Origin of the sequence: Photorhabdus heterorhabditis, assembly GCF_001280945.1 — a bacterium.
Taxonomy (GTDB): domain Bacteria; phylum Pseudomonadota; class Gammaproteobacteria; order Enterobacterales; family Enterobacteriaceae; genus Photorhabdus; species Photorhabdus heterorhabditis.
On sequence record NZ_LJCS01000016.1, the window covers coordinates 45,752 to 60,251 of the forward strand.

Annotated in this window: 8 protein-coding genes; 1 reads left to right on the forward strand and 7 read right to left on the reverse strand. The window is 45.7% G+C overall.

Annotated features, from left to right (window positions below; translation table 11 throughout):
* Positions 1 to 46: 46 nt before the first annotated feature.
* The 7 genes from AM629_RS08080 to malP form a co-directional block, all read right to left on the reverse strand.
* Positions 47 to 1,819 carry an acetyl/propionyl/methylcrotonyl-CoA carboxylase subunit alpha gene (locus AM629_RS08080; protein ID WP_054477852.1) on the reverse strand — a complete coding sequence of 591 codons (1,773 nt, stop codon included), beginning with the start codon at positions 1,817 to 1,819 and terminating at the stop codon, positions 47 to 49.
* On the reverse strand, positions 1,812 to 3,425 hold the full coding sequence (locus AM629_RS08085; RefSeq protein ID WP_054477893.1) for a 5-oxoprolinase subunit B/C family protein: 1,614 nt from the start codon (positions 3,423 to 3,425) through the stop codon (positions 1,812 to 1,814). Before AM629_RS08085 ends, AM629_RS08080 begins: the two co-directional genes overlap by 8 nt.
* Positions 3,426 to 3,562: 137 nt before the next feature.
* A complete protein-coding gene (locus AM629_RS08090; RefSeq protein WP_054477853.1) occupies positions 3,563 to 4,342 on the reverse strand; it encodes a LamB/YcsF family protein in 780 nt (259 codons plus the stop codon).
* A 14-nt stretch (positions 4,343 to 4,356) separates the two neighbouring features.
* Positions 4,357 to 5,592, reverse strand: a complete 1,236-nt coding sequence (locus tag AM629_RS08095; protein WP_054477856.1) for an NRAMP family divalent metal transporter — start codon at positions 5,590 to 5,592, stop codon at positions 4,357 to 4,359.
* Between the two features lie 128 nt (positions 5,593 to 5,720).
* Positions 5,721 to 5,933, reverse strand: coding sequence for a hypothetical protein (locus AM629_RS24520; RefSeq protein ID WP_054477858.1), 213 nt, complete (start codon positions 5,931 to 5,933; stop codon positions 5,721 to 5,723).
* Positions 5,934 to 6,745: 812 nt separating this feature from the next.
* Positions 6,746 to 8,833: a 4-alpha-glucanotransferase gene (malQ, locus tag AM629_RS08110; RefSeq protein ID WP_054477863.1), complete on the reverse strand. Its 2,088-nt coding sequence runs from the start codon at positions 8,831 to 8,833 to the stop codon at positions 6,746 to 6,748.
* A 9-nt stretch (positions 8,834 to 8,842) separates the two neighbouring features.
* Complete coding sequence (gene malP, locus AM629_RS08115) at positions 8,843 to 11,245, reverse strand: maltodextrin phosphorylase (RefSeq protein WP_054477865.1); 2,403 nt, start codon at positions 11,243 to 11,245, stop codon at positions 8,843 to 8,845.
* A 431-nt stretch (positions 11,246 to 11,676) separates the two neighbouring features.
* Here malP and malT point away from each other — a divergent pair, with 431 nt between their 5' ends.
* Positions 11,677 to 14,391: an HTH-type transcriptional regulator MalT gene (gene malT / locus AM629_RS08120; protein ID WP_054477867.1), complete on the forward strand. Its 2,715-nt coding sequence runs from the start codon at positions 11,677 to 11,679 to the stop codon at positions 14,389 to 14,391.
* Positions 14,392 to 14,500 lie beyond the last annotated feature (109 nt).

Below are 14,500 nucleotides of genomic sequence, written 5' to 3' on the forward strand. Positions count from 1 at the left end.
AATACTTTTGTTTTGTTAATCTCAATTTTATTTCATATTCTCAAATTTAATCCTCATTAATACTTGCCAACGTACTTCCTGCCTGTTGATAAGATCCTTCTTTTACATGGATATGAATTTCCCCAGAACGATGTGCGGTCAGTTGTGTTTCCATCTTCATTGCTTCCATCACCGCAATGACGTCACCTTGTTTAATTTCATCACCTTCCTGTACATACCAAGATTGTAAAATGCCGGATATTGGAGCGGGTACCTGATTAGGTGTGGTGATTGTTTCTTCAGTGGCACTATTGGCGTTTTTAGTCATCGAATTCTGTTCAGGATTGGACAATGAAAGTCCTCTCAATAATTCGGTAGATAGCCCCAATTGATGACGACGGCCATCAATTTCGATAAAAGTACGGGTTACTTTTTCTTGATGATGATTTTCCTGACGCGGAGATATTTTTACTTGGTTGATAAAGTCAGTTTCGATCCAACGTGTATGGACCTTGAATGTATCATCAGAAATAAAATCGGGATGCTGCATGACGGCTTGATGAAAAGGTAGTACTGAGGCGACGCCTTCAATGTTGAATTCCTGTAATGCGCGTCGCGCCCGGGCAATGGCTTGTTGGCGAGTTTTTCCGGTGACGATCAACTTAGCCATCAGGGAATCAAAGGTGCTTGGGATCACGGAACTCGTTACAACACCAGAATCCAATCTTATTCCAGGACCAGAAGGTGGAGAAAATAGAGTCACTGTTCCTGGTGTGGGCAAAAATCCTTTACCTGCATCCTCTGCGTTAATACGAAATTCAAAAGAGTGTCCTGAAGGAATTGGTGTTGTTGTTAATGATAAAGGCTTACCTTCGGCAATCCGAAATTGCTCGATTACAATGTCGATACCCGTTGTTTCTTCGGTGATAGGGTGCTCAACTTGCAAGCGAGTATTGACTTCTAGAAAGGAAATGGTCCCATCAGCACTGAGCAGAAACTCTACCGTACCCGCTCCGGTGTAATGGGCTTCAGCACAAATATCCCGGGCTGCCTGGTGGATACGTTGGCGCTGATTATCGGTCAGAAATGGGGCCGGTGCTTCTTCCACCAGCTTTTGATTGCGTCGTTGTAGTGAACAATCACGTGTGCCAAGTATGACGACATTGCCGTGCTTATCAGCCAGAACTTGAGCTTCAATATGACGAGGCTTATCCAGAAACTGTTCAATGAAACATTCCCCACGTCCAAAGGCAACGGTTGCTTCACGAACAGCTGAATTGTAGAGTTCGGTCACTTCATCCAGACGCCATGCCACTTTCATGCCCCGTCCACCACCGCCATATGCCGCTTTGATTGCGATTGGCAGACCATATTTTTCAGCAAACGTCAGGGCTTCCTCTGCATTTTCTACCGGTTCTTCTGTACCTGAAACCAGTGGTGCACCTACACGTTGGGCGATTTTACGCGCTTTTACCTTGTCACCAAGAATATCGATTGTCTCTGGTTCAGGACCAATCCAGATTAACCCGGCGTCAATGACGGCGCGGGCAAATTCTGCCCGTTCGGACAAAAATCCATACCCCGGATGTACCATGCTGACACCTGAACGTTTAGCGATATCCAGTAGTTGGGAAATATTAAGATAAGTCTCTGCGGGGCTGTTTCCCCCCAGACCATAAGCTTCATCAGCCAACTGTACGTGTTGTGCATTGATATCTGAATCCGCATAAACGGCAATGGATTGTAAGCCATAATCTCGGCAGGCACGGATGATACGGACTGCAATTTCACCACGGTTGGCGATCAGAATTTTCTTCATTGGGTTATCCTTATTATTCATGAGTAGTCAGCGCTTCCTGTATTTCGTGAAATTCATTAATTGGATGGAAGCGGATATAGGCATTGATAGGAATTTGTCCGGCAAGATCAAGATGATAGCTAGCGACTGAGCCAATAACAGGATAACCGCCGGTCAAGGGATGATCCGCCAGAAACAGAACCGGTTGCCCATTGGCAGGAACTTGGATAGCTCCGACAGCAGTTCCTTCACTGGGTAACTCTGCATGGTTGCAACGTGATAACGGTGTGTCTCCATTTAGGCGAATCCCAACCCGATTAGATTGTGGTGTGACTCGCCAGAGCTGATTTTGTAACAGAGATAGCGCTTCTTCTGTGAACCAGTCAGTCCGAGGACCCAGAATAATATCCAGTGTGACGATGTCGTCAGGGGCAGGCATATTAAAAGCCGGGCTTTCATTCATGGATACTGCGGAACTGCGCGTGACGGAAAGAATATTCAGCAGATCGCCTGTAACAACTGGCTTGGGGCCAATATGTGCCAGCGTATCGTAAGATCGGCTGGAAAGAATAGGTTGCTGCGCAAAACCTCCACGTACTGCCAGATAAGAACGCACCCCCGCTTTGGGCGCTCCTAATGTCACTTTATCCCCTTCACTGAGATCAACAGGTTGGTAGCTATCTGCTTGAAACTTCTGGCCAGATGCCGTTTGGATAACGATAGGACAATCAGCCCCAGTGACCGAGATAATAACGTTGCCATGGGAGATGAAGCTTAATCCACCTTCCGCAATTTCCAGACATGCGCTATCGGAAGGATTACCGACGATACGATTTGCACTTCGCAGCGCTGTTTTATCCAGTGCACCCGCCGCGGAAATTCCTAAACCAGCCTGCCCGGAACGGCCTAAATCCTGAAAAAGCGTTTGTATTCCGGTTGATAAGATTGCCAGAGATAGGTGTTTATCAACCGGTGAAGAGATGACATCTGCGGGAGCAATTAGGCTTTCAGGCTTGGTAATGGTGACTGTTGTGCCTTTGCCTTTATCTCTGAAACGTACCCGAAAGCCCGGTTGTAATAGGGAAGGGGGATTGCGTGAGAGATCCCACATGCGTTCTGGCGTGATGCCGATGATTTGCCATCCCCCGGGGCTGGCTTGTGGATATATACCACTAAATTCTCCTGCTAGCCCTACCGATCCGGCAGAGATACGAGCACGTGGGGTCATCCGGCGGGGAACCCGCAAAACATCAGAATTTGCCACTAAATAAGCAAATCCGGGAGCGAAACCCGTAAAAGCAACGGTATATTCATTTTCTGTATGCCGTTTAATGACTTCTTTAATGGTTATCCCGAGGAGATCCGCCACTTCAGTCAGATCTTCGCCAGTGTAATGCACAGAAATTTCAACGAGTTTGCCTGTTGTTCTATCGCGTGTATCCAGGTTACGACTGTTGATTTCTCTGGCAAGTTGACTGGCGGTAATAATATTAGGACGAAACTGGATCAGCAGTGTTCTGGCGGCTGGAATAATTTCTTCTACTCCTGAAATTGGGCTGGCGTTAAGTGAATCAAATAAAGCCAGTGTTTTATCCAAATCGTAAAGTTCAACAATAATGGTATTCAAATTAACCGGTAGAAAACGCACGGAATACTCCTGGATATCAAACTGCATTGAAATAAGCATGTATACCCTTCATCTTTTAAGCTGCTGCTTTGTTGGCTGTGTTCACTTGCCGCCACACTGCAACTTGAAATCTATTGGGTATAAAACGGTGCGTGATGCTATGACGACTGCTTACTAGTTTGAATAAAAGGCTGTACGGTGATACCGGCTTGTTGTAGCGTCATTTTCACCTGACGGGCCATTTCTACAGCACCGGGGCTGTCACCATGAACACAGATGGAATCCGCCTGAATGCGTGTAAAGCTGCCATCAATCGCTTCAACACCACCTTCTGTCACCAGTTGCAACATTCGTTGAGCGACCACATTGGCATCATGCAATACCGCCCCTTTTTCCCGCCGAGAAACTAGCGTGCCTTGTGGGGTATAAGCTCTATCGGCAAAAGCTTCGGCAATGGTAGACAAGCCTTTTTCCCTTGCCAGATCCAATATTTTTGAGCCTGCTAACCCAACCAGTGTCAGGCTGGCATCTACTTCACGAATCGCGGTAATAACTGCAAGTGCTTGGTATTCATCATCGGCAATGGTGTTATATAAGGCACCGTGAGGTTTAACGTAACTTACGCGGGTTCCGGCGGCGGCGGCCAGCCCTTTTAGAGCGCCGATTTGATAGATAACATCGGCGGTTAGCTCATTGTTGGCAATATCCATATTACGGCGGCCAAATCCGACAAGATCGGGATAAGACACATGAGCACCAATAACGACCTGATTTTTATGGGCCGCTTTTAGGGTTTGAAGAATTCCGGCGGGATCTCCTGCATGAAATCCACACGCTACATTGGCACTGGTGACAATGCTCAGCATTGCATTATCGTCACCCATCTTCCATTGACCAAAGCCTTCACCAAGATCGCTATTTAAATCGATAGTTTTCATCGTTATTGTCTTCCTCAAGCTGTTTTCAGAAATGAAAAGATAGGTTCTATAGAGATAAACCCCATGTACCAGGTCAGTGCGCAGGTCATTGCTCCCAGCCATAACAACCAGCGCGGGTAGTGATAGCCCTGCATCAGGTCTGCTCGACACCAGCCGACATAAATAAAAATAGTTAGTCCGATAGGGAGGATCAGCCCATTAAAGCCACCGGCAAAAACCAATAGAGCAGCGGGAGGTGTTCCTAAAACAATATAGATCAGGAGGGAGATGGCGATAAATATAATGGTTGCAATATTGCGCTTACGTTCAGTGAATTTTTGACTAAATACGGTAATAAAGGAAATAGAAGTGTAAGCGGCACCGATCACACTGGTGATAGCGGCTGCCCAAAGGATTAAGCCAAAAATACGTAAACCAAATTGCCCGGCTGCGGCCTGAAATGCTTGTGATGCCGGGTTTGCATCTTTGCTGGAAATATCGATTACCACGCCGCTGGCAACTACGCCAAGAATGGCGAGGAACAGGATGTAACGCATCAGGCCAACCACCAGAATACCGTTGGTTGCTGCACGGGAAACTGCCTGAATATTTTCAATTCCGGCAACACCTTTATCCAATAAACGGTGCGCCCCGGCATAACAGATATAACCGCCAACCGTGCCGCCAACAATCGTGGTGATAGTGGCAAAATTAATATTGTCAGGTAAAACGGTTTGCCGTAATGCTTCGCCGAGCGGAGGGTTGGAGACATAAGCAACAAACAATGTCAGGGTGATCATAGCAACGCCCAGAACGATGATAATACGATCGAGGGCAATACCTGCACGTTGGGATGAGAAGATAAAAATAGCCATGATCGCGCTCAATAACCCTCCCCACTTAGGTTCTAGCCCGATTAAGGCATTTAGTCCCAAGCCGGAACCGGCAATATTGCCGATGTTAAAAACCAAGCCCCCAAATATCACTAATATCGCCAACAGATAGCCGCTGCCGGGTATTGCCGTGTTGGCAATATCCGCAGCCCGCATCCGGGTTAAAATCACAATACGCCAGATGTTCTGTTGTACAAAAAAATCAATCACGATAGACGCCAGAATGCCAAACGCGAAGGATGCGCCCATAGTTGCAGTAAATGTTGCGGTTTGAGTAATAAATCCAGGGCCAATTGCAGATGTTGCCATCAGGAAAATGGCTGCGATTAATGATGAGCGTCGAGTCTTCACAAAATTAATGGCTTTCGGTGTCGCCATAGATTGTACTCCTGTGTATGTGTAGTAGAGAAAGGATTAAATGGAGAAATAGGGTAATGATTTATTGATTCTATTTATGGCGCCCCTTCAATTGTAGAAAGAAATATCTTCTACCTGACGGCTATCTCTCAATTTGCAATAACATTGTTTATCCTAGACTCACTCTGCTCAAAATAATCCACGGAATTAGATAATAAAATATGATATAAATCACAAAATAAAACAAAAAATAAAATCATACCTAAATCATTAACGTTGTTTATTAAGTCACTAAAAGTAATACGTTTGTTTTTATTATTTTTAATAAAATGATAAAAGTGTAATTCATTGTTTTTATCCATTTCTTAATCAAAACTCCCATTGAGTTACCGGGTTGATAATCACTCACTTCTGACATAAAAAATGGCTTTTTGAAGCCGACGGATTTTTCAGATTCAGCCGGCGCGAAACTTTAACTTTCCCATTTTTATTAAACTGATATTCAGGTTTTCTTGTTTTTCATTTTCCTGTGTTTGGTTTTTTAGCTTTAAAACCAAAAAGGGTGGTAGATTCGTTAATGGTATTAAGAACAAACCCCACTTCTTTAATCATCTTTCATGTTGTTAAATGTTTTATACCTGTTATCTTTCAAGTTGCCTCTTTGTTGGCTGCACTCACTTACCCCGGTCACATCGTTCTCTATGACATCGTTATCTCTGCTCCCGGGGATTCGCTCCCTTGCCGTCGCGATCCATCTTGAAATCTATTGGGTATAATATCATCTCATATTTTTGTTATTGGGTTAACGCTGTCATTTTGTCATCTGATTAATCGATTTAAAGTCCGTTTTTACTGATGTTTTCTCTTTCAATATCAGTATCGCATCGGATTTTTTTACTTGCTTTAAAAAATGCTTAATTACTTTTTTTACTTTTGATGATTAAAGTTTTTACCTGTTTTTTCGTGGTATGCTTGGCCTCTTTTCCAGCTTTTAAAACCATACTGACAGACAAAAAGCGGCTTTTCTTAACACCTGTATTTATCATTGGTGAAAACTTAGCAGTGATAGTCAAAGCGTTAAAAGTCAGCAATATGAAGGATGGTTTATGGATTAAAACCATCCTTTAAGCTGGAAAGAATAACGCCTGCGCAGGAGAAATAGACGTTACGGCATTTAGTTTCTGGCCGTTCCTGCTTTTTTACGGCATCTATCCACATCTTTCAACAATTGGTTGACATGATCATCATCGAACATGATTTCCAATGTGGTATTCAATTTACGTCGCCAGTTAGGGTATTCCATTATCGTGCCTGGAACATTGACAGGTTTATCCATATCCAGCCAATCTTCGGGTTGCAACCCCAGCAGAGAGCAAGTGCTATGAGAAATATAACGATGTAATCCCTGATTTATCGCGGGTGACATTGCTACTTCTTTTGCAATGTGGCCGATGTGTTCGGGGATATAGCTGTAGCGATGTAAGCCTTCTAATAACCCTTGTTTGCTGGCGTGACGTTCGGTATATAACTCTTGAAGCAGGTCTTTATCTGGGTATAACTTGAGAGATTCCCCAAGTGTCAAATCGTCGCTTTGCCAGAATCCACGCAAAGTAGGTAAATCATGAGTGGTTATGGTCGCCATTGCTTGTGTCGGGTAATTCTCAGGTGCGCGGTATTCCCCATTGTCATGACGCTCAAAGTAGAACACTTTATAAGAATAAACGCCGCTGTCGCGCAATTTGCCCACAATTTCTTCCGGCACGATACCCAAGTCTTCGCCAATGATCATACAGCGATGGCGTTGACTTTCCAGAGCCAGAATTGCCATCAGATCATCAACTGGGTAGTGTACATATGCCCCTTTGTCAGCAGTTTCACCATAGGGAATCCACCAAAGCCTGAGCATCGACATAACATGGTCAATGCGTAGCGCGCCGCAGTAGGTCATATTTGTGCGTAGCAAATTAATGAAAGGTTGGTAAGACTGGGTTTGCAAAACATGAGGATTCATCGGGGGTAGGCCCCAGTTTTGACCCAGTGGTCCCAGAGCATCTGGTGGCGCTCCCACGGATGCTTTGGTGCAGTAGACAGCCCGATTGCACCAGGTTTCTGCTCCTCCTTCGGCTACGCCAACGGCCAAATCGCGGTAAAGTCCAATCGGCATTTCACTTGCTTGGCTCTGTGCAAAGCAGTCTGCCAGTTGAGTATCGGCCAGCCACTGTAGCCAGAGAAAGAATCCCACTTCCTGCGCATGAGACTGGCAAAACGCTTGTACGGCTTCGTTGTGTGGGTTGTTGTACTTTTCCGGCCACGCTGGCCAGCCCCAACAGGCACTATCTTTAGCGTATAGCTGGTAGTGCAGGGCATCATAGACTCCCTGATAATAAAGACATTTTCCGCCTTGAATAATAAATTGGCGAAAGGACCCCTGCTGAGAATCAAGTTCTGGACGGGTATTGAACTGTTGATATGCCAGACGCAGCGCTGCTATCTTCAACGCCATAACGGTGGTGTAATCCACCCATTCCGTGTTGCGGGCATGTCGTAACATGTTCTGTGTTGTTTGTGTTTGCCACCATCTCTGTGCTTCTTCACTACATTTAAAATCCTCAACCTGATTAACATCAATATAAATGATATTGAGCCAATTGCGTGAAGAAGGACTGTAGGGACTGGCGCTTTCTGGCATGGCTGGATACAGGGCATGCAACGGATTCAGCCCGATGAAGGAACCACCTCGTGTCGCGACTTCTTTTAGCATATATTTCAGGTCGCCAAAATCCCCGATTCCCCAATTGGTTTCTGAACGCAGAGTATAGAGTTGTACGCAGGCACCCCAGAGTTTTTCTCCCTTTAATAGGGAATCTGGCTCATAACAGCGTTTTGGGGCCACGATAATCTGCATAGACCAACATTGGCTTCCTTGCGTCAGAGTGAGGTGATGGTATCCCAGAGCAAGGGTATTAGGGAGTGTCAGTTTATGGCTGCAATGCCCCTGAAACTCTTCCCCTTGTTCTGTTTGTATCTGCCATTGGTAGTGTTCTTTGTCTTTCAGGGTGACAGTGAAGTCTTGACCTTGAGTAAAAACTTTTACTGTCGGAATGGGAGAAACCGGCGCACTGGTCGGTTTGTTTACACTTATAGCCTCCAGCAAGCGATGACGGGTTTCCGTTGGAATCGCTTGTGGCTTTCCATAAGCATTAATATAGCTGGCGACAATGCCAGCCTCGGTCGCTAAATGATCGAGGCTTTTCTCCTCCATGATTTTTCCTTATCTCTTTGCTTGCCAGATACGTTGCTGATAATCACGGATTGTTCGGTCAGAGCTGAACATGCCCATCCGAGCAGTATTCAGAATAGCGCTACGTGTCCAGCTTTTAGTGTCGCGGTACAAGGTATCGATCCGTTTATGCGCCTCGCAGTATGAGGCAAAATCGGCCAGTACCAGATAAGGGTCGCCTCCATCAATTAGGCTGTGTAATAGCATGTCAAATGCGTGTTTATCGCTGTAGCTGTATTCCCCATTAGCCAGCGATTTGAGTATGTTGTCTAAGTGCTGATTTTCCTTAAGTAACTTCAATGGATCGTAACCGGTAGCTTTCAACGCTTTCACTTCTTCTACGGTGTGCCCGAAGATGAAAATGTTGTCGTCTCCTACCTGTTCGGCAATTTCAACATTTGCTCCGTCTAATGTACCAATAGTCAATGCTCCATTCAGTGCCAGTTTCATGTTGCCAGTACCGGAAGCTTCTTTGCCGGCAGTGGAGATTTGTTCTGAAACGTCAGCTGCTGGGATCATCAGCTCTGCGACGGAAACTTTGTAATCGGGGATGAAGGCGATCTTGATGCGATCCTGGACAATCGGATCGTTGTTAATTTTTTCTGCGGCTTGATTGATCGCAGAGATAATATTTTTTGCCAGATAGTAACCTGGCGCTGCTTTTGCACCGAACAGGAACACACGTGGCACGATATCCAAAGATGGATTTTCTTGAATTTGTTTATAGAGTGACAGGATGTGTAGAAGGTTCAGATGCTGACGTTTATATTCGTGCAACCGTTTAATTTGTATATCAAAAATGGCATTCGGGTCTAGCTTAAGCCCCATCACTTTATTCACATAATTGGACAGACGGACCTTGTTGTCCCGCTTGATTGCCCGGTACTCGTCACAAAAAGCAGAGTCATCTGCATAGGGTTCAAGTAATGTAAGCATATCTAGGTCGTTAATCCATTCACGGTTAAGTGTACGATCAATCAGTCCCGACAGCGCAGGATTACATTGCTTGAGCCAACGACGTGGTGTAACGCCATTCGTTACGTTATGAAACTTGTTTGGCCACAGTTGATGATATTCTGGGAAAAGATCTTTAACCACCAGCGCTGAGTGTAGTGCAGCGACCCCGTTCACGGCAAAGCAAGCGACGACACAAAGATTAGCCATTCGCACCTGATGGTTATAATGTACCGCTAATTTTTCCCATATTGCTTGATTGTCTGGCCAGGTTTGTTCCACTTGCTTTTTGAAGCGAAGGTTGATTTCTTGAATAATGCTGTAATGGCGCGGTAGCAAATAACTCACCAGATGCTCGTCCCAACATTCCAGACCTTCTGGCATCAGGGTGTGGTTGGTATAGGCGAAAGTATGGCTAGTTATCTCCCATGCCGTTTCCCAACTCATCTGGTGTTTATCCAGTAGGATGCGCATCATTTCAGGAATGGCAATTGTTGGATGGGTGTCGTTAAGCTGGATAACTTCATATTTAGGTAGATCTTCTATTTTGCGGCCTGCCAGATGATGGCGGCGCAGAATATCTGCTACAGAGCAGGCACACTGGAAATACTGTTGCATTAAGCGCAGACGCTTGCCGTCTTGATGATTATCATTCGGGTAGAGAACTTTCGTCAGCTTGGCGGCCTCAACACCTTGCTGTTCCGCTTTCAGGAACTGCCCGTCGTTGAATTGGGAGAGATCAAATGGAGAGGCATGTGTTGCTTGCCACAGGCGCAGTGGTTGGGTAACGTTGTTGCGGTAACCAATAATCGGTAGATCCCAGGCTTGCCCAATTAAGGTAAATTCAGGAATCCAGGTTTCGCGCCCATCAGCGGTTTTAACGACGTTGCCACCAATATTAACTTCAACATCCAACTGGGCATTGTGGCGGAACCAAGGATAGGATTCTCTCTCCCAGTTGTCTGGTTTTTCAATCTGCTGTCCTTGCTCAAAAGATTGGCGGAATAGGCCGTATTGATAATTCAGACCATAACCCATTGCTGGCTGATTAACCGTTGCCATAGAGTCGAGAAAACAGGCGGCAAGTCGTCCTAGTCCGCCGTTGCCTAATGCGGGGTCTGTTTCCTGTTCCAGAAGATCGCTCAGGACGATATTTTCTTCTGCCAAGTAATCCTGAATGTCTTCATACCAACCAAGGTTAAGCAGATTGTTTGCGGTCAAACGACCAATCAGAAACTCCATAGAGATGTAGTTCACATGGCGTTGTTGGTCGGAATGATTGATGACAGGGCATGCAGGCAACAGCTCTGACAGGGCCGTACTAACGGCTTGCCACCACTGATGCTGAGTCATTTCCTGTGCTGAACCGAGGCCAAAGCGCTGCCATTGACGTGTCAGCGCAGCTTGAAACTGGGCTTTATCTAATCTGGACTGTTGCATGGAGTCTTCATCCTGTAGCTGAAAAGGAAAATTTAGGCACTATGCTGAATGCTCTCAGGATCTAAGGCATCATCCTGGAGAGGTATTAGTCAGGGAGGAGTAAAAGGGCGTAGCGTAGTCAGTAATCATATTTTGCTTCATTTTTTCGTCTATTAAATCCACTTTCTGCCTAGGGAGCTATGCGTTAATTTGCTAGTCGCTTCCACAACTTATCTGTGGAAAATGGAATTTGCTGTTCAAGAATGTGATAGGGCGCGCAACTTAATACTATGGAGGGCGCAAACCTGTTTGCAAAGGCTGTGTATTTCACTAAATTTGGTTGGGCTGATTAATGGCATTATTACGAGCCGTGAAATAAATTATCTCATAATCATTACACACGGTTTCAGCACAAGGTTTTACTTATTGCTTCTTATTGGGCACGGAAATCAATGCTTATCCCATCAAAACTGAGTCGACCTGTTCGTCTGAATAATACGGTCTTGCGTAAGCGTCTGTTAATCAGACTGAATGAGTCGTCTAGCTATCGTCTTGTGCTAATAACTAGTCCCGCTGGTTACGGCAAAACTACATTAGTCTCTCAGTGGGCGGCCGGACAGGATAATCTGGGATGGTATTCTTTGGATGAAAGTGATAACCAACCGGAACGTTTTGCTAGTTATCTTATCGCGGCGTTACAACAAGCTACGCAGGGGCACTGCGTCAAAAGTGAAGTGCTGGCCCAAAAACACCAATATGCCAATTTACCTGCTCTCTTTGCGCAATTGTTTATTGAACTCAATGAGTGGCGGCGTCCGATTTTTCTGGTGATTGATGATTATCATCTGATTATGAATAACGTTATTCATGAGGCCATGAGGTTTTTCCTACGTCATCAGCCTGAGAATCTGACTTTAACGATCTTATCGCGTAATTTGCCTGTTCTTGGGATTGCCAATCTGCGCGTGCGTGAGCAGTTGCTAGAAATCGACAGTCAGCAACTGGCTTTTGACCATCAAGAAACTCAGCAATTTTTTGACAAGCGTTTGACTACATCACTTGGCGCCGATGACTGTAAACGTCTATGCAACGAAGTGGCTGGTTGGGCAACGGCGCTTCAACTTATTGCTCTTTCAGCGCGGCAGTCATGTGATGCTGCTGAACTGTCAGCTAAGCGCTTGTCGGGCATTAACGCCAGCCATCTTTCCGACTATTTGGTAGATGAAGTACTGAATCAGGTCGATGAGTCAACGCGTGAGTTTTTGTTGCGTAGCTCTATCTTGCGCTCTATGAATGATGGCTTGATTGTTCGCCTTACCGGTGAAGAGAATGGTCAGCAACGTCTCGAAGAAACCGAACGTCAGGGGCTGTTTATCCAACGGATGGATGACTCTGGCGAATGGTTTCGCTTTCATCCTCTTTTTGCCTCATTTTTACGTCAACGCTGTCAGTGGGAAATGGCGTTGCAATTGTCGGAGTTGCATCGTGCTGCCGCAGAAGGTTGGTTGGTTCAGGGATATCCGGGTGAGGCTATTCATCATGCGCTGGCTGCGGGCGATACTGCCATGTTACGTGATATTTTGTTGCAACATGCTTGGGCGTTGTTTAACCACAGTGAGCTATCTCTGCTGGAAGAGTGCATGAATGCGCTGCCTTATGAGCAATTGTTGGAGAGTCCGCGTCTGGTGTTGCTTCAGGCTTGGCTGGCTCAAAGCCAGCACCGTTACTCAGAAGTCAATACACTGTTGAACCAGGCGGAACAGGCACTGCAACAGAAACAAATTGCTATTGAGCCGGATCTATTGGCTGAGTTCGACGCTCTGCGGGCTCAGGTGGCGATCAATAGTGGCAAGCCGGAGGTGGCTGATAAGCTGGCAAAAAAAGCCTTGGCGACACTGCTTCCTCAGAATGAATACAGTCGTATTGTTGCGACCTCAGTGGAAGGTGAAGTATTACATTGTAGAGGTGAACTGGCTGACGCGTTGATGCGAATGCAACAAACTGAGCAGCTCGCACGCTGCTGCCACGTTCACCACTATACTTTGTGGGCACTTTTACAGCAAAGTGAGATTTTACTGGCCCAGGGGTATTTGCAGACGGCTTATGAAACGCAGAACAAGGCATTTGAATTGATTCGGGAACAGCATCTGGAACAGCTTCCGATGCATGAATTCCTGTTACGTATCCGCTCACAACTTTTGTGGTGCTGGTCCCGTCTTGATGAAGCTGAAGAGGCAGCACGTCGTGGTTTGGACGTGTTGGCTAACTTCCAACCTCAACAGCAGTTACAGTGCTTAACACAACTGGCTAAATGTTCTTTGACCCGAGGAGATATTGATAATGCCCGGCGTTATCTGGCCCGTTGTGAAAACTTATTGAATAATGGGCAATATCACAGAGACTGGCGAACAAATACTGACAAACTACGAGTCATTATTTGGCAGAATATGGAAGATAAAAGCGCCGCTATTCGGTGGTTGGCACAGACCGAGCGACCAGAAAGTGTGAATAACCATTTTAATCAGGGTCAGTGGCGTAATATTGCCCGTACTCAGATCCTGCTTGGTTTGTATGATGAAGCCGAACCCATTTTGGATACACTGAATCAGCATGCCAGGAAATTGCAACTAATAAGCGATCTGAACCGAAATCTACTGTTATGTAATTTGCTTTACTGGCACACCGAGCGAAAAGGTGAAGCGCAGAGCGTTCTGATAGAAGCATTAGCTCTGGCTAACCGTACAGGATTTGTCAGCCATTTTGTGATTGAAGGTGAGTTGATGGCCCAGCAGTTACGCCAGCTTATTCAACTCAATACTCTGTCTGAACTGGAGTTGCATCGGGCGCAGCGTATTCTACGGGATATAAACCGTCAACATCGCCACAAATTTGCCCATTTTGACGAAAATTTTGTCACACAGTTGCTGACACATCCTGATGTTCCAGAACTTATTCGCAATAGTCCACTTACTCAGCGTGAGTGGCAGGTCCTGGGGCTGATTTATTCAGGTTACAGCAATGATCAGATTGCTGCGGAGTTGGATGTAGCAACGACAACCATCAAGACCCATATACGGAATCTGTATCAGAAGTTGGGGATTGCGAATCGCCAGGAGGCGATTCAGCAAGCTCAGCAACTGATGCAGATGATGGGGTTAGGTGTGTGACTCGTCACGGAACATGATTTATGAAGGGCGCAGCCGATAAGAATAGCTTACTTGGTGTGTTTTCTTCTTCCATTTTCCCAGTCATTCCGGTGTACAAAATCATTTCTCG